This is a genomic window from Proteus sp. fly-1008 (genome assembly GCF_040140305.1).
Classification (GTDB): domain Bacteria; phylum Pseudomonadota; class Gammaproteobacteria; order Enterobacterales; family Enterobacteriaceae; genus Proteus; species Proteus vulgaris_B.
Map to the genome: position 1 here is coordinate 43,246 of NZ_JBEEWH010000003.1, position 20,615 is coordinate 63,860.

The window sequence follows — 20,615 nt, forward strand, 5'->3', positions numbered from 1 at the left end:
AATAAAAATCTGACAAAACAATGCATTATATAAAAATGCAAACAATTTGCTAAATTAGTCAATATTCTATTATAGGATAAAAAAAAGCGATATCTGATGAGATATCGCCTAAATTTAGAGGGCGAAATTAACTATCCAAATTTACTATCGGGATACCTTTTCTTAAGAATCCCCCAAGTTTGCGTTGATAAAAAGGTGATACGTGGTGGATCATAAAATGGCTCACCCCTTTTTCTTTTTTATTCACAAAACAAAAATCTAAGGATTGCCCTTCTTCTAAATATTCAAAAGCCGATTCAGCTGCTTGTGGGAGTATCTGCGCAATCACATCTTCTTCGCCAGTTATTTCTAAACCAATAAGATAAAATTCCTCTTCATTATCTTGCTCCTGAGCATTAACAATAAAGGCACGGCGAATTGGTTTATGTTCACCAAAAAACTCGCTAAGTGCAGTTGTTAATTTTTCAGGCTGTGGTTCTAAAACACTTAATTTCAAAGAAGAACCTTCAACAGAAACAATTTCTTGTGTCTCAAATTGTTCAGATACACCCATTACAAACTCCAAATCCAATAATGTTTATTATTTTGCTTTTGCTAATAACAGATTTGCGATAGAACGCACGCCATAACCTGTCGCACCGGCAGCCCATTGTTCTACAGACGATTTTCTGTAAGTTGCTGAACAGTCGATATGTACCCAACCTTTTTTATAGTTAGTGACAAAATGCGATAAAAAAGCAGCTGCTGTGCTTGCTCCCGCAGTATGCGAAGGTGCTGCAATATTATTCAGATCAGCAAAGCTTGAAGGCAATTGGCTACGGTGGAAATCAGCTAATGGTAAACGCCAGAACAGCTCATTTTCTTGTTCAGCACTTGCTAATAATTCAGCCGCTAATTTATCATCAAAACTTAGTACTGAATGATAGTCATTACCCACAGCAACTTTAGCTGCACCGGTTAATGTTGCTGCATCAATGATAAGTTCTGGCGCAATATTACTTGCATCAATTAAGCCATCAGCTAGCACTAAACGGCCTTCCGCATCTGTATTCATGATTTCGACTGATTTGCCATTACGGTAACGAATGATATCACCCAGCTTAAAGGCATTACCGCTAACCATGTTATCTGCGATACACAGCAGTAGTTTCACACGTTTATTTAAACCACGAGTAATAGCTAATGCTAAAGCACCCGCTAATGTTGCTGCACCACCCATGTCTGCTTTCATTGAATTCATAGATGATGAAGGTTTGATACTATAACCACCTGAATCAAAGGTGATACCTTTACCTACTAGACATGCAAATACAGGGGCATTGCTATCTTGAGTCGGATTAAAATCTAATGCTAAATAGACAGGATCACGAGAAGAACCGCGACCTACTGTATAAATGCCGGCATAGTTTTGATCGCGTAGATCAGCGCCTTTAGTGATCTTATAACTGATATCTTCTTTATCAAGACCACAGAAAAGATCAACAGTACGCTGTGCCAGTTGCTCTGGGCCTAATTCTTCAGCTGGCGTATTAATTGTGTCTCTAACCCAATCAACGATACGAATACGTGATTCTAATTCGTGTTTATCCGCTTCGCTTAATTGTGGCCATTCGATAGAACGAGCGCCTTTAGGTGCTCTAAAACCTAACCAAAAAGCCCAGCTACGCTCTATATCCCAGCCTTCACCCACAAGAGCAACATTACGAATACCTTGGCTATCAACTTTACGTCCACCACGTTGAATAGCACCTAAACGGTTTTCTTCCGTTAAGTGGATTGTCATGCCTGTTTCGCAAGTGCTAATTAGTGCTTTATCACCCCAACATGCTGCTGCAGGTTCATTAGACAGCATGATAGGCATAATTTGTTTATTCATTTATTATCTCACTTATTATTACTGGTGACAGTTAACCTATTCAGACTACCAGATATTTACCTTTTAGCGTGATCAATTTACTGCAAAAATCCAGAGACCACGATCACCATCAATTGATATTAAGCTCTTGCATTGTATTCTTCGGAATATCTCTCATAACAAAAACTCAAGGCATCCCTCTTTAGAGTTATTGATAACGCGCTCAGTCTATTCAACTCAGACGCCATAATGCAAAAAGACCAGCAGTTAGCCAGTCTTTTCAATTTATAGTGCAATCAATTATTCAAATTCATCAAGCCAAACAAGCAAAATAGCTTCAAGAATTTTTTCATTAGATTTTTGTGGATCGTCATCAAAACCGTCTAAATTACAGATCCACTGATGCATATCTGTAAAGCGCACAGTTTTAGGATCAGTGTCAGGGTAAAGATCAAATAATGCTTCCCCTATTTCACGAGTATCACTCCATTTCATACTTGGCTCCTAAAATTAGTGCTCTCTTGCATGGTTAATCGAATATTTAGGGATCTCAACGACTAAATCTTCGTCAGTCACTTTAGCTTGGCAACTTAAGCGACTTTCAGGCTCTAAGCCCCATGCTTTATCTAACATGTCGTCTTCAAGCTCAGAGCTCTCTTCCAGTGAATCAAAACCTTCACGCACTACACAGTGACAAGTTGTACATGCACAAGACATTTCACAAGCATGTTCAATCTCAATACCGTTGCGTAATGCAACATCTAGAATAGATTCACCTTCTGTTGCGTCAACAACAGCACCTTCAGGGCACAGTGTGCTATGGGGTAAAAATACAATTTTAGGCATAGTTATATCTCATCCACAGAATGACCTGCCAACGCTTGGCGAATAGATGAATCCATTCGACGCGCTGCAAAATCCTGAGTTTGCTTATCCAGTAGTTTAATCGCGTTTTCAATGGCAACAGGATCTGTTCCTTTAACGCTCTCTATTAAGGTATCTACAACTTTGTCGATAGCGGTTTTCTCATCTTCATTTAGCAGATGAGCATCTTCTTCTAATGCCGCTGTTAAACTTTCTAACACGCGTGCTGCTTCGACTTTTTGCTCGGCTAGGCGACGAGCTTGTAAATCTTCTTGGGCATTTTCCATCGAAGATTGGATCATCTTAGCGATTTCAGTATCACTAAGACCATAAGAGGGTTTAACTTGTACTGAGGCTTCAACACCCGTTGATTTTTCCATAGCACTGACACTAAGTAAGCCATCAGCATCAACTTGGAATGTCACACGAATATGAGCACCACCTGCGGCCATCGGCGGAATACCACGTAATGTAAAACGTGCAAGAGAACGACAATCACTAACTAATTCACGCTCACCTTGAACAACATGAACGCTCATTGCTGTTTGACCATCTTTGAATGTCGTAAATTCTTGCGCTCTGGCAACAGGGATCGTGGTATTGCGAGGGATTACTTTCTCAACTAATCCGCCCATTGTTTCAAGACCAAGAGAAAGTGGAATAACATCTAGCAATAGCATTTCACTATCAGGTTTATTACCCACTAAAATATCAGCCTGAATTGAAGCGCCAATAGCTACTACTTTGTCAGGATCGATAGATGTTAGTGGTTCACGTTTAAAATAGTCGCCAACCATTTGACGAACTAATGGAACTCGTGTCGACCCCCCAACCATAACCACTTCTAGAACTTCATCAATGTCAACATCTGCATCTTTTAAAGCACGGCGAACAGACAACAATGTACGCTTCACCAATGATTGAATTAATGATTCAAACTCAGCACGAGTAATTTCACCTTTCCAACCATTAATACTGATATCAGCAACATCATTATCACTTAATGCAATTTTAGTTTCTGATGCTACATCCAGCAGTTGGCGTTGTAATATCGCATCTTTTTGATAGCCAAAACCTGCGCGTTCTCTTATCCAATCCGCCAACATCATATCAAAATCGTCGCCACCTAAAGCGGTATCACCACCGGTCGCCAAGACTTCAAAAACACCTTTGGTTAAACGTAAAACGGAAATATCAAAAGTACCACCGCCTAAATCATAAACAACAATGGTACCCTCTTTTCCTGAATCTAAACCATAAGCAATAGCGGCTGCTGTTGGTTCATTTAATAAACGTAAAACATGTAATCCTGCACGGCGAGCTGCTTCTTTTGTACCTTGGCGTTGAGCATCGTCAAAATAGGCTGGTACAGTGACCACTACACCATCAAGTTCACCACCTAATGATTGCGTTGCACGTTCTGCCAATGTTTTTAATATGTCAGAAGAAACTTGAATAGGATCGACAATACCTGCCGCTGTTTTAATTAACGGTAAACCATTCTCATTTTTATGAAAATGATAAGGAAGATTAGGATAACGGCTTGTCACATCACTTAGTGAGCGACCCAACATTCTTTTAATTGAGCTTATCGTGTTAGCAGGATCTTTTTCTGCTTCTTTTTTAGCATTCCAACCAACGTTGATATGATCAACTTGATACTGCACAACAGATGGCAATAAATAGCGACCTTCGCTGTCTGAAAGCGCTTCGGCTTGCCCACTACGTACAGTGGCAACTAATGAGTGTGTCGTTCCTAAATCAATACCCGCAGCAAGTCTGCGCTGGTGTGGCGCAGGTGTTTGACCTGGTTCACTAATTTGTAATAATGACATAACAGTTTCCCTTAAGACTCGTCAAACAGGCGTTCTTCTAACTGCTCTACTTGTTCTTTAAGTTTAGTTAAAAAACGTATTTTTCTGACACAATCAGCAGCAACACTCCAATTATGGCTATTTATCGTTGTTACCATTTCATCAAAACGAACTATATAGTTTTTATCTAAACGTGAAGAGAAATCGGATAATAAAACAGCAACATTAGCACTATACTCAATGTTATCGAGCTCTTCTCTTAATGCTAATTGTTCCATTAGAAACACAGTATCTTGCATCGTTTGTTGTTCATTAGCGATATCTATACCATGCAAAGAGAGCATATATTCAGCTCTAGAGATTGGATTTTTTAAGGTCTGATAAGCCTGATTAATAGTGGAGGCAAACGAAACAGCTTGAGCCTGTTCTTTATCAGATTTACCAGCAAAACGATCTGGGTGATACTGACGTTGCATTTCTTGATAACGTGTAGCAAGTTGCTGTTTATCAATATCAAAGCGATTAGGCATGCCTAATAGTGTGAAATAGTCCATACATCTACTCTTGGATTAATTAACGTTAATACCGTGTTTTAACACAAATTACACTGTAAAGCTTTCACCACAACCACACTCATTGGATACATTGGGGTTGTTAAACTTAAAGCCTTCGTTTAATCCTTCTTTGACGAAATCAAGCTCAGTTCCATCTAAATAGACCATGCTTTTACCATCAATGATAACTTTCACACCTTTGTCTTCAAAAACAGTATCTTCGTCATTGATGACATCAGCAAATTCAAGAACATAAGCCATTCCAGAACAACCGGATGTTCTTACGCCTAAACGTAAACCTTCACCTTTACCTCGATTAGACAGGAAAGAGCGAACACGATTAGCGGCGGATTCTGTAAGGGAAATTGACATGGCACACCTCACTCATAAAGAACGAAAGCGGATACTGAAAAAAAGTTTCAGCATCCGCCAATATTTTATTTTTTTATTATAAAAGACAATTACTTGCCTTGGCGTTTGCTTTTATAGTCTGCAATCGCTGCTTTTATTGCATCTTCTGCAAGAATTGAACAGTGAATTTTCACTGGTGGTAATTCTAATTCTTCTGCAATTGCGGTGTTCTTGATGGATTCGGCTTCATCTAATGTTTTACCTTTCATCCATTCTGTAACCAGTGAACTTGATGCAATCGCTGAACCACAACCATAAGTTTTAAAACGCGCATCTTCAATTACGCCGTTATCATCAACTTTAATTTGCAGTTTCATGACATCACCACAAGCAGGTGCGCCTACCATACCACTTCCTACAGAAGGGTCGTTGTTATCAAATGAGCCCACATTACGAGGGTTTTCATAATGATCAATTACTTTATCGCTATAAGCCATGATTTAACTCCTGAAAACGTCTGATTAATGGTGAGACCATTCGATACTGTTGATATCAACACCTTGTTTATGCATATCCCAAAGAGGCGAAAGATCACGTAGGCGACCAATAGCACTGTGGATTTGTTTAATTGCATAATCTATTTCTTCTTCTGTTGTGAAACGGCCCAGAGAGAAGCGAATAGAACTGTGTGCAAGTTCATCTGTTAATCCTAAAGCACGCAGTACATAAGAAGGTTCTAAACTTGCTGAAGTACAGGCTGAACCTGAAGAAACAGCAAGATCTTTCAGTGCCATCATTAATGATTCGCCTTCAACATAGTTGAAACTTACATTAAGAATGTTTGGCGCAGTGTGTTCTAAAGAACCGTTGATATAAACTTCTTCAATATCTTTAATGCCATTCCATAAACGTAAACGTAATTCGTTTAAGCGTTTAGTTTCATCAGCCATTTCTTCTTTCAATATACGGTAAGCTTCGCCCATACCTACAATTTGGTGAACGGCTAATGTACCTGAACGCATACCACGCTCATGCCCACCACCGTGCATTTGTGCTTCTAAACGAATGCGTGGTTTACGGCGAACATAAAGCGCACCGATACCCATAGGGCCGTATACTTTATGTGCAGAAAGAGAAAGTAAATCAACTTTTAACTTAGAGAGATCAATAGGTAACTTACCAACGCTTTGCGTTGCATCTACGTGGTAAATAATCCCTTTGCTACGGCATAATTCACCGATAGCCGCAATATCTTGAACAACACCAATTTCGTTATTTACATGCATGATAGAAACTAAAATAGTATCTTCACGCATTGCTTCTTCAAGCTCTTTCAGGTCAATCAGGCCATCACTTTTTGGTGCTAAATAAGTGACTTCAAAACCTTCACGCTCAAGTTGACGACAAGTGTCTAAAATGGCTTTATGCTCGGTTTTTGAAGTGATGATGTGCTTACCTTTTTTCTGGTAAAAGTTAGCAACACCTTTTAGTGCGAGGTTATCAGCTTCAGTTGCACCTGATGTGAATACAATTTCACGAGGATCAGCACCGATTAAATCAGCAATCTGATTACGTGCAATATCAATAGCTTCTTCTGCTTGCCAACCAAAACGGTGTGAACGAGAGGCTGGGTTACCAAAAATGCCATCAATAGTTAGGCATTGCATCATTTTTTCAGCAACTCGCGGATCAACAGGAGTGGTTGCTGAATAATCTAGATAAATGGGTAATTTCATTGCTCACTAACTCCAAAGACGACGGATCTTCTTTAATAATTTTGTTTTTGCCTACCTAGAGATCGCCGTTAAACTCGCATATTAACAATGGTTTCTTGTAAACGACCATTGATAGCATGGCGTTTTTCATTGTCTTGACGATCGGCGACATCCATAACCTCTTCGTTATTCACTAACTCTTCAAGGCTGATACTGCTTAGGAAACTGGTTATACGATCACTTAAATCACGCCACAAAGTATGAGTCAGGCAACGATCGCCACCTTGACAACCTTCTTTGTTACCCTGACAACGGGTAGCATCGACAGATTCATCAACCGCAGAAATAACTTGAGCAACAAAAATTTGCCCAGCATCACGGCCTAATAAATAGCCGCCACCAGGGCCTCGAACACTTGCAACTAGTTCATTTTTGCGCAAACGCGAGAAAAGCTGCTCAAGATAAGAAAGGGAAATCCCTTGACGCTCTGAAATATCGGCGAGGGGAACAGGGCCTTGCTGTGAATGCAATGCAACATCAAGCATTGCAGTAACTGCGTAACGCCCTTTTGATGTCAGTCTCATAACAAATACTCCGTGGTGAACAATAATCAAATTGTGTCATTCCCGAGTAATTTAGTCAACTATTTATCCGAGTGTTTTAGTCAAGTATTATACTCAGCCCAAAGTTGACTTAAGTTAATCAACTTTACCCTCTATTTCTTAGCCCATTTCTCAACTGACGTTAGAATACCACGTAAGATATGAAGCTCTTGTGTTTCTGGGCGTGCACGCGTAAATAGACGGCGTAAACGGCTCATCACTTGCCCTGGATGTTTAGGACGAATAAAGCCTGATTCATTCAGCACCTGTTCTAAATGAACATAAAAACGTTCAATATCATCAGCAGGTGGATAATCAATCTCTGATGGGGTATTTTCCTCTTGTTTTTCTTCTTGGGCAAGTGCTGCCATACGAATTTCATAACAAACAAGCTGAACTGCCATCGCTAAATTTAAAGAACCATATTCTGGATTAGTCGGAACATATAGATGAAAGTCACATTTTTGTAATTCTTCATTGGTTAAACCTGTGCGTTCACGACCAAAAATTACCGCAACTGGCTTATTTTTAGCTTCCATAACACAACGCTCACCACATTCACGGGGGGCAAGCATAGGCCAAGAAAGTGTGCGACTGCGAGCGCTTGTTCCAATCACTAAACCACAACCTTCAATCGCTTCATCGATACTATTAACAATGTGTGCATTGCCAATAACATCACTTGCACCTGCTGATAGGGCAATAGAATGTGAATCTGGTTTTTCTTTCGGATTAACAAAATAAAGGTTGGTCAATCCCATGGTTTTCATAGCTCGAGCTGTAGAGCCCATATTGCCTGTATGTGAGGTCTCTACAAGGATGATGCGAATATTTTCTAACATTGATTTCTTGTTAATTGCTTTGTGATCCATCTATTTTATCACAAATGTAGCCAGAAACACGAATGCCTGTTATACTCTCGCACGTTTTTTATCCCCGTTCTTTAACATCTTGTGGAAGATAACCATGCATCCGATGCTGAATATTGCCATACGTGCCGCACGTAAGGCTGGTAATTTAATCGCCAAAAATTACGAAAATCCTGAATCTGTAGAAACTAATCAGAAAGGTACCAATGATTTTGTCACTAATGTTGACCGTGACGCAGAACAAGCAATCATTGAAATCATCCGTAAGTCTTATCCAAAACACACCATTATTACGGAAGAAAGTGGCGAGTTACTCGGTGAAGATCACGACATACAATGGGTTATTGATCCACTTGATGGCACGACTAACTTCATTAAACGTCTTCCACACTTCTCTGTTTCTATCGCTGTACGCATTAAAGGCCGTACTGAAGTGGCAGTTGTTTATGATCCTATGCGTAACGAGTTATTTTCAGCTGTTCGCGGTCAAGGCGCTCAATTAAATGGTTATCGTCTGCGTGGCTCTAATGCCCGTGATTTAGATGGTGCTGTTCTTGCTACTGGTTTTCCATTCAAAAGCAAACAACATTCAGCCGCTTATATGAACATGTTAGGTAAACTGTTTGTTCCTTGTGCTGATTTCCGTCGTACAGGCTCAGCTGCATTAGATTTAGCTTATGTTGCCGCTGGCCGTGTTGATGGTTTCTTTGAAATTGGCTTAAAACCTTGGGATTTCTTAGGTGGTGAGTTAATTGCTCGTGAAGCAGGTGCTATCGTTTCTGACTTTACTGGTAACCACGGCTATCTCCAAACAGGTAATATTGTTGCTGGTAACCCACGTGTCGTTAGAGCATTATTAGCTGAAATTCGTAGCGAATTAACGGATGCATTAAAACGTTAATTGTGTCGATACCTATAATGGCGGCTGTATAACTGTATAAAAGAAAAAGACCATCAAGTTATGGTCTTTTTTATTGTCTATATGTTTTTAGTTGTTAACTATTTTGAGGTTTGACTTTAGGTCTGATAAACATCGCTGGGATCGTTAACGCAGCCATTAACCAGAAGATCAATGATTCTTGATTTGGGAGTTTTTCATATAGCCAGCCCGATATAATCGTCATAATGGCTATGCTTCCTCCCATTGCTAAAGCAGAATACACAGCTTGCAGACGAATAATTTCGTGTTCTTGACGGGCACTAATAAAACGCATTGCAGCCAAATGACATACTGTAAACGTACCACTATGTAAGATTTGAACGACAATAAGTGCAGGTAATGCGGTAAAACTCCCCATTAATCCCCAACGTAAAAGCCCAGCAAAAGCAGAAAGTAACAGCAGATCCCTTGCACTCCACCGGCGGAATAAACGGTGACTAAGCATAAAAACGATGACTTCAGATACCACACCTAATGACCAAAGATAGCCAATTGTTGCAGTGTCATATCCTGCTTTTTCCCAATAAAGCGCGCTAAAACCATAATAGGCCGCATGCGCGCCTTGCAATAGAGAAACACATAACAAAAAGCGCCAAACAGGCCCATCAGAAATGAGTTTCATAAAAGACACATTACTGTGTTTTGCTTTTTTTACCTTACCTTGAGGCATGACTTTAGGACGAAGCATCGATGTAAGGAATAATGCAAGAGTACTGGCAATCAACCCATAAAGAATAATGGGATGCCCAAAAGCATCAATTAAAATCCCTAACAATGATGAACTAATAATAAAAGCAATAGAGCCCCAAACGCGGATTTTTCCATAATCAAAGGGGAACTGTTTTTGCCAAGTTCCAGCCAAGGAATCCCCTAAAGGCACCATAGGTGAAAAGAATACGTTAAATCCAGTCATCACAAAGAATAACCATGCCCAATGGCTGCCCATCATAAATGCAACAGTAAAGAGTAATGAGAGAAAGGCGAATAGTCGTAATGCAGTGATAAGTTTTGATGGATCTTTTACTGCAGGCGTTAAGATGAGGCTACCGACAAAACGTGCAGTTAAACCTACACCTAATAACAGACCTATCATTGCAGGATCGACACCCTCTCCTTTTAGCCATATTGACCAAAAAGGTAAAAAGATACCGTACGAGAAGAAATACGTAAAATAATCTAAGGCAAGCCACAGTGTTGATGGAATAACCATCCAATCCCCCATTTTTAAGATGCAAAAAAACCCGCCAAGAACAAGTTCTCGAAGCGGGCTTGTACAACGGGTTTTATTATATCGTTACAAACTTATGCGTAAACTGGAAATTTAGCGCAGATATCCAAGACTTTTTGTTTCACTTTCTCAATGTTCGCTTCATCATTGATATTATCAAGGACATCACACATCCAACCGGCTAAATCACGAGCTTCTGCTTCTTTAAAACCACGACGTGTAATTGCTGGAGAACCAATACGAACACCAGAAGTAACAAATGGGCTACGTGGATCATTTGGCACACTGTTTTTGTTAACAGTGATATTTGCACGACCGAGCGCTGCATCCGCATCTTTACCTGTAATGTCTTTATCAACTAAGTCTAATAAAAACAGGTGGTTTTCAGTTCCGCCAGACACTACTTTATAACCGCGATCTAAGAAAACGTCTACCATTGCTTTCGCGTTTTTAGCAACTTGTTGCTGATAAACTTTAAACTCTGGTTCCATTGCTTCTTTTAATGCAACCGCTTTGCCCGCGATAACGTGCATTAAAGGGCCACCTTGAGAGCCAGGGAACACTGCTGAGTTCAGTTTTTTGTAGAACTCTTCATCTCCACCTTTAGCTAGGATAAGACCACCACGTGGGCCAGCTAATGTTTTATGCGTTGTTGTCGTAACAACGTGAGCATGAGGAACAGGGTTAGGATAAACACCCGCAGCAATCATACCCGCAACGTGCGCCATATCAACAAACAGGTAAGCACCAATGCTATCAGCGATTTCACGCATTTTTGCCCAATCAACCAAACCAGAATAGGCAGAGAAGCCACCAATAATCATTTTTGGTTGATGTTTTTTAGCTTGAATAGCGATATCTTCGTAATCAATTTTACCTGATTCATCAATACCATAAGGTACGATATTATATAGTTTACCAGAGAAGTTAACTGGTGAACCATGAGTCAAGTGGCCGCCTTGTGCTAAGTTCATACCTAAAACAGTATCACCCGGTTTTAGTAATGCCATATAAACAGCGGCATTCGCTTGTGAACCTGAGTGAGGTTGTACGTTAGCATAGTCAGCACCAAATAATGCTTTTGCACGATCGATTGCCAGTTGCTCTACAACATCCACATACTCACAACCACCGTAGTAACGTTTACCCGGATAGCCTTCAGCATATTTATTTGTCAGCTGAGATCCCTGCGCCTGCATAACACGAGGACTGGTATAGTTTTCAGAAGCAATAAGTTCGATGTGCTCTTCTTGACGAGTCACTTCACCTTCCATTGCATTCCATAACTCTGGATCGTAATCAGCAATATTCATTTCACGTTTTAACATTCAGATCTCCTGACTCAGCTAACTTCACTAAAGACAAACTCCCATACGGGAGAAAGAATGGCATACAGTGTAAACTCTTTTTCTTCATTGAGATAGCCCCTAATGAAAAAATACGCAATCGTTTGCCACCCAATTATAACAGCACCTTATTACTTTTTAACAACCTCATTTTATCCTGTGCTTATTCCTCTTTTTGAGGTACATCACGCCTTATTATGCAAACACCCCGCATCATTCTCTAAGATTTGAGATTTTTTGTTAAAAAATAAAAACAGTTATTTACAAAATAATCAAAAAGAGATAAGTTGCATATAAAATGCAATTTATAAAAATTCACAATAAACTGAAAATTTTTCAGGAGCAATTATGTTAGATGCACAAACTATCGCGACAATTAAATCAACAATTCCTCTTATTGCTAAAACAGGCCCTGCATTAACCGCACATTTTTATGATCGAATGTTCTCTCGTCATCCTGAGCTAAAAGATATCTTTACCATGAGCCACCAAAGTAGTGGTGCCCAACGTGAAGCCTTATTTAATGCGATATGCGCTTATGCAATCAATATTGAAAATTTACCTACAATTTTACCTGCAGTCGAAAAAATCGCACAAAAACACGTCAGTTTAAATATTCTTCCTGAGCATTACCCCATCGTAGGTGAAAATTTATTGGCCACAATTGATGAAATGTTTAACCCAGGGCAAGAAGTGTTAGACGCTTGGGGCGCCGCTTACCAAGTGTTAGCGGATGTCTTTATTAATCGTGAAGAACAAATCTATCAACAAAAAGAACAAACAAGTGGTGGTTGGAGAGGGCTACGAGCTTTTAAAGTCACACATAAAGTAAAACAAAGTGATGTTATTACCAGCTTTGAATTAGCTCCTGAAGACGGCCTTGATGTTACACCTTATCAAGCTGGACAATATTTAAGCCTTTATATCCGCGATGAACGTCTTGAAAACCAAGAAATACGTCAATATTCATTAACTCAATCTTCAAATAATAAAACATACCGCATCGCAGTCAAACGCGAAGAGAAAGGTATTTTATCGAATTTTCTTCATGACCATATTCAAGAAGGAGATACTTTACAAGTCGCCGCACCAGGGGGAGATTTCTATTTAGAGGTATCACCAACAACACCTGTTACATTAATTTCAGCGGGTGTAGGTTTAACACCCATGTTATCAATGTTACACACCCTTTCTGCTCATCAAGCCAATGTTAATTGGTTACATGCTGCTGAACATGGTGGTGTTCATGCCTTTAAAGGTGAAGTTCATCAAGTCAGTAGTAAACTTCCACATTATCAACAAGCGGTTTGGTATCGCACACCACGGCCTGAAGATGTACAAGATAAAGATTATCAATTTGAAGGCTTAATGACATTAAAACAAGTTGAAAATTGGATAAATATTCCTGATATGCATTTCTATTTTTGTGGGCCATTACCTTTTATGCAATCTATTGCCAAACAGCTTATTGAATTAGGCGTTAATAGTGAAAAACTTCATTATGAATGTTTTGGCCCTCATGCTGTTATTCTGCAAGATTTATAATCAATAAATAATCAAACCATTAAAACTAAGCTTTAAAATAAATTAAATAAAAAGCGCTGATAGAATTACATTTATCAGCGCTTTTGTTATTTATATCATGTTGTTTTATGGTTGATATTTATTTTCAATTGCAGTGGGAATAACATGATCTTTAGCAGAAAAGCCGTACCAAATAACACTAATTAGACAGAGTGTATAACCAAATAATTCGCTGCCCTCTTCTACCATATTTTTAACCGCACGATTATAATCTTCACCTAATAATTTATGCCACAATATCCCCATCCCAAATAGGCGAGAAAACAACAAAATACATAATAGACCTGCAACTAACATTCCGTGACTTGGATGGGTAATAAAATGCATTAATCCTTTTAATGTCTTTTTACCTTCTCTAATCGCGATAGCAATACTAATAAATGCCACTGTTAGGGCAAACCAAACCCAAGAGCCGTGTGCAATCTGATCAAATACACCATCTAACTCACGAATTAGAATACACAGAAAAAAACCCATAATTAGAGTAAACGCTCCCCGCTGTTCACTGTCTTGGCACGCTTTAACAAAAAAGAATAAGCTAATAATCGCAACGATAATTTCTTGCCCTAATTCCGTCACTGATGTCTCTGAAATACCATTATCAAGCACCAAAATATCAAGAAAAATAAATCCCGTCGTGATGGCGATAAGCACTGCTGCACATAAAAATAAAGCGAGCCGCTTTAATAAATAATTAAACACTATTTTGCCCATACCTTAATGATTTTTAATATTGATGATAATAACTTTCTTAAAAAGTTATTAAATAACATTTTGTGCCTTAAAGTTTATAATAAACAGTAAAATAAATTGTTCATTATCATCAATTGACTTGTATAAGATATAAATAGCACTATAGGCAAAACATAAAAAAATAATCATGCACCAAAAACAGAAAAAGCCTGATATTTTGACTAAAAAATATCAGGCTTTAATAAAATGTATTATTTAACTTAAATAATTAAATAGCTTCTTCGTCTTGCTCGCCAGTACGAATACGAATAACACGACTCACATCAAAAACAAAAATCTTACCGTCACCAATTTTACCTGTTTGTGCTGTTGTCATAATGGTATCTACACAAGTTTCAACAATTTCGTCAGCAACAACAATTTCAATTTTTACTTTAGGTAAAAAATCAACCATGTATTCCGCACCGCGGTAAAGTTCAGTATGCCCTTTCTGACGACCAAAACCTTTCACTTCAGTTACGGTCATCCCCGTGATACCCACTTCACCAAGCGCTTCTCTTACATCATCTAACTTAAACGGCTTAATTATCGCTTCAATTTTTTTCATCGTATTATCCTGCTATTACCAGTTGTGGCGACCAAAACCGCTTGTTATTGGGTATCTGCGATCTTTACCAAAATTACGACTTGTAATACGTGGCCCTACTGGGGCTTGACGTCGCTTGTATTCATTAATATCGACTAATTTTATCACTTTACGGACCGTTGCTTCATCAAATCCAGCAGCAACTAAATCAGAAACAGATTTATCCTGTTCAACATAACCTTCAAGAATAGCGTCCAGAATGTCATAAGGTGGTAAATTATCTTGGTCAGTTTGTCCCGGCGCCAATTCTGCTGATGGTGGTCTATCAATCACACGTTGAGGAATAGCCGGTGAAAGTGTATTACGATATTTAGATAGTTCAAAAACTAATGTTTTAGGGACGTCTTTTAACACATCAAAGCCCCCCGCCATATCACCATACAATGTCGAGTATCCCACAGCGGATTCACTTTTATTGCTTGTGGTGAGCACTAAGCGACGGCGTTTATTCGACATCGCCATCAAAATCACCGCGCGACAGCGAGCCTGTAGATTTTCTTCTGTAGTATCAGCGGCAGTATCTTTAAACATTGGTGCTAACTGTGCCATAAAGGCATCAAACATTGGTTCAATAGATACCGTATCGAATTCAACACCTAATAAATCAGCTTGTTCTTTGGCATCATGAATACTCATTTCTGAAGTATAACGAAAAGGCATCATAACTGCTTGAACACTCTCTTTTCCTAATGCATCAGCCGCAATAGCAACCGTTAATCCAGAATCAATTCCCCCAGATAATCCGAGAATTGCCCCTTTAAAACCGTTTTTAGTGACATAATCACGCGTTGCAAGCACTAACGCTTGATACACTTGCGCTAAAGGTGAAAGTTCTGGAGCTGGATTTACCATTGGGATGATAGTTAATTCATCAAACTCTACAACTGCTATTTGCTCATCAAATGCGGCTAAACGATGTGTGATCGTGCCTCTTTCATCAAATACTTTAGAACAACCATCGAAGACCAGCTCATCTTGACCACCAATTTGATTAAGATAGATCACAGGAAGATGCGTTCTTTGACAATGCTCTTTAATTAACTGTGTACGAACATGGGGTTTTTCACGGTTATATGGCGAGGCGTTAATAGATAAAACAAGATCTGCCCCTGCTTGTTTTAATGCATCGATAGGCTCATTAATCCAGATATCCTCACAAATTAACAAACCTAAATGGTAACCTTTAAATGGCACAACACAACGTTCATTTCCTTGTTGGAAATAACGTTTTTCGTCAAACACACCGTAATTAGGTAATTGCTGTTTGAAATAACGTGCTTGTAACTCACCTTTATAGAAAAATGAGAGTGCATTATAAATTTTGCCGTTTTGCCACCAAGGATGTCCAACAACAATCGCTGTTTTTTTACTTGCTTGTTCTAAACGCGTAAGTTGTGTTTCACAACGTTGCTGGAAATCAGGACGAAATAGCAGATCTTCAGGAGAGTAACCGCATAAAGCCAGCTCAGAAAACATGACCAGATCGGCCTCTTCTTGCGCTTTAACGGTAGATAACATGCGTTCACAGTTACCTTCTATATCGCCAACAACCCAATTGAGTTGAGCCATTGCGAGTTTTAATTTACGACTCATAAAAATTAGTCTCTCCGCTATCTTTCGCATTAAAGGAAAGCTAGTTTAAAAATATATTCATTATCTGAAAAGGTTATTCTTTAAAATCATTCGCATCTAGTTCATGACGAGATAACAATTTGTAAAACTCAGTTCGATTGCGCCCTGCCATACGTGCTGCTTGAGTCACATTACCTTTCGTCATTTGCAATAACTTTCTCAAATAAGTCATTTCAAAATGCCCTCTTGCTTCAGCAAATGTAGGTAAAGCGGTATTTTCACCCTGCAAGGCTTGTGTCACTAAAGCTTCACTAATAACTGGAGCTGTCGTTAAAGCGACACATTGTTCAATCACGTTAACTAATTGACGCACATTTCCTGGCCAACTTGCTGTCATCAAGCACTTCATAGCATCAGTAGAAAAACTTCGGACAAAAGGCTTATGGCGTTTAGCCGATTCACGTAATAGATGGTTAGCAAGAACAGGAATATCTTCAGCTCTCTCACTTAATGTCGGAATTCGTAAATTCACCACATTTAAACGATAGAACAAATCTTCACGGAATTCATTACGCTCCATCGCTTTAGGTAAATCACGATGTGTGGCTGAAAGGATACGGACATCAATATCAATATCACGGTTGCTTCCTAATGGGCGAACTTTTCGCTCTTGCAAAACACGTAATAATTTAACTTGTAATGCCATTGGCATATCGCCAATTTCATCTAAAAACAGTGTACCGCCTTCAGCCGCCTGAAATAAACCTTCACGACTACTTACTGCTCCTGTAAAAGCACCTTTCGCATGACCAAATAATTCAGATTCTAAAAGTTGTTCCGGTAAGGCGCCACAGTTAATGGCTATAAAAGGTTTTTTAGCTCTAGGGCTTGCACGATGAATGGCTTGAGCAAGAACTTCTTTACCTGTACCACTTTGGCCGTTAATAAGTACACTGACATCAGATTGTGCAACTAACTTTGCTTGTTCTAATAAACGTAGCATTTGTGGGCTACGTGTCACGATATCTTTAGACCACTCTTCATCTGAAACTGTGGTCACTAATTCCAGCGCTTCATCAATTGCCTTGTAAAGTGCGTCCCGATCAACGGGTTTTGTTAAAAAACTAAATACACCTTGTTGTGTTGCTGCGACTGCATCAGGAATAGAGCCATGAGCAGTTAAAATAATGACTGGCATTCCGGGTTGCTGGCGCTGTATTTCAGCAAACAATGCCATACCATCCATTTCATCCATGCGCAGATCGCTAATAACAAGGTCTATTTTTTCTTTTAAGAGAAGTTTTAGTGCTTCTTGCCCACTTTCAGCGGTGAAGATATGAAAACCTTCACTTGTTAACCGCATACCAAGTAACTTTAATAACCCTGGATCGTCATCGACAAGTAAAAGATTTGCTGATTTATGGCCAGCCATGCACATTCTCCTTATTTAGATCCTACTTCAGTCGGTTTAGCATCCTGTTTTTTTATTTCAGTTTTAACAGGCTCAGATTTAACCACTTCAGGTTTTGCAGATTCTGGTTTTGAAGGTTCAGGTTTAACCGCTTCAGGTTTTGCAGATTCTAGATTTGAAGGCTCAGGTTTAACCGCTGTTGCAGAAGGTATTCTTTCCTCACTCTTTGGCTTTTCTGTTATCGATTGTGTAGAAGTAGGCTTTTCAGTCGTTTTTTCAACAACTGTTTTTTCTGTTTCTGGGGATGTGGTTACCACACTCTCCGTTAAATCCTCATTTTGTGATAACGAATCAACAGAGCCACTTTGTTTTCTATTCGATAATTGCCTTTCAATTTGAGTAAGGCTTTCAAGCTTTTTCAGTGTGATATTTAGTTCATGCTGTAATGCATTATTCTCTTTTCTTAGTGTATCTATTCTATTGTCCGTTTCAGTAGTTAAACGACGATAACGATTTTTTTCTTCTGCTAAAGAGAGAATAAGTGTTTGATTTTCAATCCATGTCGATAATAAAACACGCATAGAGCTTGGAAATTGTAGTTTGTAGCTTTCTAGTAACACTAATTGTGTTCGACGATCAGCAATCGTCATACCAGCACGCTCTAATAAAATACTTTTATAAAATGCATCATCCCAGCCTGTAACGACAACACTATTTGCTTGGCGTTGCGCTTCTGTAGTCATAATGCGATTCGTACATTCAATTGTGCGTAACCAATAAAGTGCATTATTAATGCCTTCATCATAAAAAGCGCTTAATGTTTTACATTCAGCCCAACGGTAATCAATTGTTCTTTGTTTAACAACGGGTGCATCAGGCTCGGGTTCTAACGATGCAGTAGGCGACTTTGGCGTACAACCTGAAAGAACCAGTGGAAGCATAAAAATCAAGACACACTGTTTCCAATTTAATGAGATCTTTCTAGTTGATGCAGGAGCCATAGATAACGGTTCAGTACCAAGCATCTGTTTATTTATTTTTTTATACTCATGATGAGGAGATGCTTGTATTTGTGACCTGATTTGCATTATTTATTCTCAGAAAGTAGCGGTAATTCAATACGAAAACAGACATCGGCATAGTCAGAAGGAACAACATTTAATTCACCTTCCATTCTTTTGATACAGTCATGAGCAATGCTTAAACCTAAACCACTTCCTTTTACAGCACCTTTGCGTAGTAAAGAACCTTGAAAAAAGGGCTCAAAAATCATTTTTTGTTCAGATTCAGGGATAGGCGTTCCTTTATTGGCTATATCAATCACTATCTTCTGTTCAACTTGATAACTAGAGATCCAGATATTACCTGATTCAGCACCATAGTGCACCGCATTCGAATAGAGATTGTCGATAACTCGTGATAATAATGTTGCTTCTGCTCGACATTTTGTCAGATTAAGTGAAATTATCGTTTTAATCTCTTTCGCTCTGGCAGGTAAGCTGTGTGCTAATACCACATCATTCACTAAATGAGTTAAATCGATCTCTTCAATTTGCTGAGGAACCTCAGAAAGTTTACGGTTATAATCAAGTAGTTGCTCAATCAATAACTGTAACTGCTTACTACTATTATCAAGAATAGAAACTACTTCTTTTTGATCGAGCGTTAAAGGACCTGCAACTTCATCAGCTAATAATTCTGTACCTTCTCGCATACTAGCAAGTGGCGTTTTTAACTCATGAGAAATATGACGTAAAAATTCATGCCGTTGTGATTCAAGCCATGCTAATCGTTCACTTAACCAAATAATACGTTGAGCTAACGATCGAAGCTCCCGAGGTCCTTGAAAAGAATCCAAATTGTTACTAAGTGTTCGCCCTTCTCCCAATCGATTTATCATCTTTTCAATCCCCTTAACAGGGCCGATGATCATTCGGGTAAATAGTGCGATGAGGATCAAACTGAATACGAACACAATAAGGCTCTGCCAGCCGAAATAACGTCCTTTCTCAGCAATTGCCATTTGTAACTGTTCGCCACGGCTAAAAATAATCTCTTTTGTTAGCATCACAATACGATTATTGGCATAAGAGAACTGCTCTAGAGCTTGTTGCATGTCTTTCGTAGGTTCACTGCTTTCACACTGAATAGACTTTAGCTTTTCAAGGGAGGAATTAAGCACGTCAGCTTCTTTAGATGAAGAAAGCGGGATTATGGTTTGTTGTAATGTTGAGAAGAGTTTAGTGTATTGCTGATAGCGTTGTTGATACATATCATCATCAGTTTTATCACGTAAAACACAATAACGACGATAGTTTCCTTCCATCTCAATAGCTAAATTTCGCATAACTTCGCTGCGTTCAGTATCAGCCAATGCATTTTTATTAGTGATTGCTGCTTGATTACTTAATTGATCGAGACTTTGATAAGCTTGATAAGCAAGGACAAGTAAAGGTAATAGCACCATCCAAAATGCCATTATCACGAGCTGTCTTAAAGAACGAGGAAAAATACGCCACTTTTTCAATGAAATCATCTCAACACCTATTAGAGTAATGCGATGCTACATGA

The 20,615-nt window shown here is 39.0% G+C and carries 21 protein-coding genes; 2 read left to right on the top strand and 19 right to left on the bottom strand.

The genetic code is table 11. The features are described 5' to 3' along the window. Positions 1 to 127: 127 nt before the first annotated feature. The 11 genes from ABN256_RS06755 to trmJ all read right to left on the bottom strand — a co-directional run bounded on the left by ABN256_RS06755 (position 128) and on the right by trmJ (position 8,597). Positions 128 to 553, bottom strand: coding sequence for an enhanced serine sensitivity protein SseB C-terminal domain-containing protein (locus ABN256_RS06755; protein WP_349439283.1), 426 nt, complete (start codon positions 551 to 553; stop codon positions 128 to 130). A 27-nt stretch (positions 554 to 580) separates the two neighbouring features. Then, the gene (gene pepB / locus ABN256_RS06760; protein ID WP_072068696.1) at positions 581 to 1,876 is read right to left on the bottom strand and encodes an aminopeptidase PepB; all 1,296 of its coding nucleotides are present in this window, start codon (positions 1,874 to 1,876) and stop codon (positions 581 to 583) included. Between the two features lie 279 nt (positions 1,877 to 2,155). Then, entirely contained in the window at positions 2,156 to 2,350 is a 195-nt protein-coding gene (gene iscX, locus ABN256_RS06765; RefSeq protein WP_072068697.1) for a Fe-S cluster assembly protein IscX, read from the bottom strand. A 15-nt stretch (positions 2,351 to 2,365) separates the two neighbouring features. Then, complete coding sequence (gene fdx, locus ABN256_RS06770) at positions 2,366 to 2,701, bottom strand: ISC system 2Fe-2S type ferredoxin (protein WP_006533442.1); 336 nt, start codon at positions 2,699 to 2,701, stop codon at positions 2,366 to 2,368. A 2-nt stretch (positions 2,702 to 2,703) separates the two neighbouring features. Then, complete coding sequence (gene hscA / locus ABN256_RS06775) at positions 2,704 to 4,554, bottom strand: Fe-S protein assembly chaperone HscA (RefSeq protein WP_349439284.1); 1,851 nt, start codon at positions 4,552 to 4,554, stop codon at positions 2,704 to 2,706. A gap of 11 nt (positions 4,555 to 4,565) precedes the next feature. Beyond that, complete coding sequence (gene hscB, locus ABN256_RS06780; RefSeq protein WP_196553806.1) at positions 4,566 to 5,087, bottom strand: co-chaperone HscB; 522 nt, start codon at positions 5,085 to 5,087, stop codon at positions 4,566 to 4,568. 48 nt (positions 5,088 to 5,135) lie between these two features. Next, entirely contained in the window at positions 5,136 to 5,459 is a 324-nt protein-coding gene (iscA, locus tag ABN256_RS06785) for an iron-sulfur cluster assembly protein IscA (RefSeq protein WP_036935396.1), read from the bottom strand. An 89-nt stretch (positions 5,460 to 5,548) separates the two neighbouring features. Continuing rightward, positions 5,549 to 5,935, bottom strand: a complete 387-nt coding sequence (gene iscU / locus ABN256_RS06790; protein WP_036935393.1) for a Fe-S cluster assembly scaffold IscU — start codon at positions 5,933 to 5,935, stop codon at positions 5,549 to 5,551. Between the two features lie 24 nt (positions 5,936 to 5,959). Next, the gene (locus tag ABN256_RS06795) at positions 5,960 to 7,174 is read right to left on the bottom strand and encodes an IscS subfamily cysteine desulfurase (protein ID WP_072068700.1); all 1,215 of its coding nucleotides are present in this window, start codon (positions 7,172 to 7,174) and stop codon (positions 5,960 to 5,962) included. 68 nt (positions 7,175 to 7,242) lie between these two features. Next, complete coding sequence (gene iscR, locus ABN256_RS06800) at positions 7,243 to 7,737, bottom strand: Fe-S cluster assembly transcriptional regulator IscR (RefSeq protein ID WP_006533450.1); 495 nt, start codon at positions 7,735 to 7,737, stop codon at positions 7,243 to 7,245. Between the two features lie 131 nt (positions 7,738 to 7,868). Beyond that, positions 7,869 to 8,597, bottom strand: a complete 729-nt coding sequence (gene trmJ, locus ABN256_RS06805) for a tRNA (cytosine(32)/uridine(32)-2'-O)-methyltransferase TrmJ (RefSeq protein ID WP_072068756.1) — start codon at positions 8,595 to 8,597, stop codon at positions 7,869 to 7,871. A gap of 124 nt (positions 8,598 to 8,721) precedes the next feature. Here trmJ and suhB point away from each other — a divergent pair, with 124 nt between their 5' ends. After that, positions 8,722 to 9,525, top strand: a complete 804-nt coding sequence (gene suhB / locus ABN256_RS06810) for an inositol-1-monophosphatase (RefSeq protein WP_023581619.1) — start codon at positions 8,722 to 8,724, stop codon at positions 9,523 to 9,525. A gap of 94 nt (positions 9,526 to 9,619) precedes the next feature. On the opposite strand, the gene ABN256_RS06815 is transcribed toward suhB, so the two are convergent. After that, complete coding sequence (locus ABN256_RS06815; RefSeq protein ID WP_072068701.1) at positions 9,620 to 10,774, bottom strand: 3-phenylpropionate MFS transporter; 1,155 nt, start codon at positions 10,772 to 10,774, stop codon at positions 9,620 to 9,622. Between the two features lie 92 nt (positions 10,775 to 10,866). Then, positions 10,867 to 12,120: a serine hydroxymethyltransferase gene (glyA, locus tag ABN256_RS06820; RefSeq protein WP_197268999.1), complete on the bottom strand. Its 1,254-nt coding sequence runs from the start codon at positions 12,118 to 12,120 to the stop codon at positions 10,867 to 10,869. A 366-nt stretch (positions 12,121 to 12,486) separates the two neighbouring features. Between glyA and hmpA the strand changes: the two genes are divergently transcribed. Further along, positions 12,487 to 13,683 carry an NO-inducible flavohemoprotein gene (gene hmpA, locus ABN256_RS06825; protein ID WP_197268998.1) on the top strand — a complete coding sequence of 399 codons (1,197 nt, stop codon included), beginning with the start codon at positions 12,487 to 12,489 and terminating at the stop codon, positions 13,681 to 13,683. A 105-nt stretch (positions 13,684 to 13,788) separates the two neighbouring features. Here the strand turns inward: hmpA and ABN256_RS06830 are convergent, their stop codons facing one another. The 6 genes from ABN256_RS06830 to ABN256_RS06855 form a co-directional block, all read right to left on the bottom strand. Further along, positions 13,789 to 14,436 carry a hypothetical protein gene (locus ABN256_RS06830; protein WP_196553809.1) on the bottom strand — a complete coding sequence of 216 codons (648 nt, stop codon included), beginning with the start codon at positions 14,434 to 14,436 and terminating at the stop codon, positions 13,789 to 13,791. A 247-nt stretch (positions 14,437 to 14,683) separates the two neighbouring features. Further along, complete coding sequence (gene glnB, locus ABN256_RS06835) at positions 14,684 to 15,022, bottom strand: nitrogen regulatory protein P-II (protein WP_072068705.1); 339 nt, start codon at positions 15,020 to 15,022, stop codon at positions 14,684 to 14,686. 15 nt (positions 15,023 to 15,037) lie between these two features. Beyond that, the gene (locus ABN256_RS06840; protein WP_197268997.1) at positions 15,038 to 16,654 is read right to left on the bottom strand and encodes an NAD+ synthase; all 1,617 of its coding nucleotides are present in this window, start codon (positions 16,652 to 16,654) and stop codon (positions 15,038 to 15,040) included. Between the two features lie 73 nt (positions 16,655 to 16,727). Further along, positions 16,728 to 18,065: a two-component system response regulator GlrR gene (gene glrR, locus ABN256_RS06845; RefSeq protein WP_087803278.1), complete on the bottom strand. Its 1,338-nt coding sequence runs from the start codon at positions 18,063 to 18,065 to the stop codon at positions 16,728 to 16,730. A gap of 11 nt (positions 18,066 to 18,076) precedes the next feature. Beyond that, entirely contained in the window at positions 18,077 to 19,132 is a 1,056-nt protein-coding gene (gene qseG / locus ABN256_RS06850; protein WP_349439285.1) for a two-component system QseEF-associated lipoprotein QseG, read from the bottom strand. Further along, the gene (locus ABN256_RS06855; RefSeq protein ID WP_072068708.1) at positions 19,132 to 20,580 is read right to left on the bottom strand and encodes a sensor histidine kinase; all 1,449 of its coding nucleotides are present in this window, start codon (positions 20,578 to 20,580) and stop codon (positions 19,132 to 19,134) included. Before ABN256_RS06855 ends, qseG begins: the two co-directional genes overlap by 1 nt. Positions 20,581 to 20,615 lie beyond the last annotated feature (35 nt).

Excerpts from the sequence above, each read along its gene's own strand:
- ABN256_RS06795 (WP_072068700.1), bottom strand. The coding sequence starts at position 7,174 with ATGAAATTACCCATTTATCTAGATTATTCAGCAACCACTCCTGTTGAT.
- pepB (WP_072068696.1), bottom strand. The coding sequence starts at position 1,876 with ATGAATAAACAAATTATGCCTATCATGCTGTCTAATGAACCTGCAGCA.
- ABN256_RS06815 (WP_072068701.1), bottom strand. The coding sequence starts at position 10,774 with ATGGTTATTCCATCAACACTGTGGCTTGCCTTAGATTATTTTACGTAT.
- ABN256_RS06830 (WP_196553809.1), bottom strand. The coding sequence starts at position 14,436 with ATGGGCAAAATAGTGTTTAATTATTTATTAAAGCGGCTCGCTTTATTT.
- hscB (WP_196553806.1), bottom strand. The coding sequence starts at position 5,087 with ATGGACTATTTCACACTATTAGGCATGCCTAATCGCTTTGATATTGAT.
- qseG (WP_349439285.1), bottom strand. The coding sequence starts at position 19,132 with ATGCAAATCAGGTCACAAATACAAGCATCTCCTCATCATGAGTATAAA.
- iscR (WP_006533450.1), bottom strand. The coding sequence starts at position 7,737 with ATGAGACTGACATCAAAAGGGCGTTACGCAGTTACTGCAATGCTTGAT.
- ABN256_RS06840 (WP_197268997.1), bottom strand. The coding sequence starts at position 16,654 with ATGAGTCGTAAATTAAAACTCGCAATGGCTCAACTCAATTGGGTTGTT.
- hmpA (WP_197268998.1), top strand. The coding sequence starts at position 12,487 with ATGTTAGATGCACAAACTATCGCGACAATTAAATCAACAATTCCTCTT.
- ABN256_RS06855 (WP_072068708.1), bottom strand. The coding sequence starts at position 20,580 with ATGATTTCATTGAAAAAGTGGCGTATTTTTCCTCGTTCTTTAAGACAG.
- iscA (WP_036935396.1), bottom strand. The coding sequence starts at position 5,459 with ATGTCAATTTCCCTTACAGAATCCGCCGCTAATCGTGTTCGCTCTTTC.
- suhB (WP_023581619.1), top strand. The coding sequence starts at position 8,722 with ATGCATCCGATGCTGAATATTGCCATACGTGCCGCACGTAAGGCTGGT.
- glrR (WP_087803278.1), bottom strand. The coding sequence starts at position 18,065 with ATGGCTGGCCATAAATCAGCAAATCTTTTACTTGTCGATGACGATCCA.
- iscU (WP_036935393.1), bottom strand. The coding sequence starts at position 5,935 with ATGGCTTATAGCGATAAAGTAATTGATCATTATGAAAACCCTCGTAAT.
- glyA (WP_197268999.1), bottom strand. The coding sequence starts at position 12,120 with ATGTTAAAACGTGAAATGAATATTGCTGATTACGATCCAGAGTTATGG.
- ABN256_RS06755 (WP_349439283.1), bottom strand. The coding sequence starts at position 553 with ATGGGTGTATCTGAACAATTTGAGACACAAGAAATTGTTTCTGTTGAA.
- fdx (WP_006533442.1), bottom strand. The coding sequence starts at position 2,701 with ATGCCTAAAATTGTATTTTTACCCCATAGCACACTGTGCCCTGAAGGT.
- glnB (WP_072068705.1), bottom strand. The coding sequence starts at position 15,022 with ATGAAAAAAATTGAAGCGATAATTAAGCCGTTTAAGTTAGATGATGTA.
- iscX (WP_072068697.1), bottom strand. The coding sequence starts at position 2,350 with ATGAAATGGAGTGATACTCGTGAAATAGGGGAAGCATTATTTGATCTT.
- hscA (WP_349439284.1), bottom strand. The coding sequence starts at position 4,554 with ATGTCATTATTACAAATTAGTGAACCAGGTCAAACACCTGCGCCACAC.
- trmJ (WP_072068756.1), bottom strand. The coding sequence starts at position 8,597 with ATGTTAGAAAATATTCGCATCATCCTTGTAGAGACCTCACATACAGGC.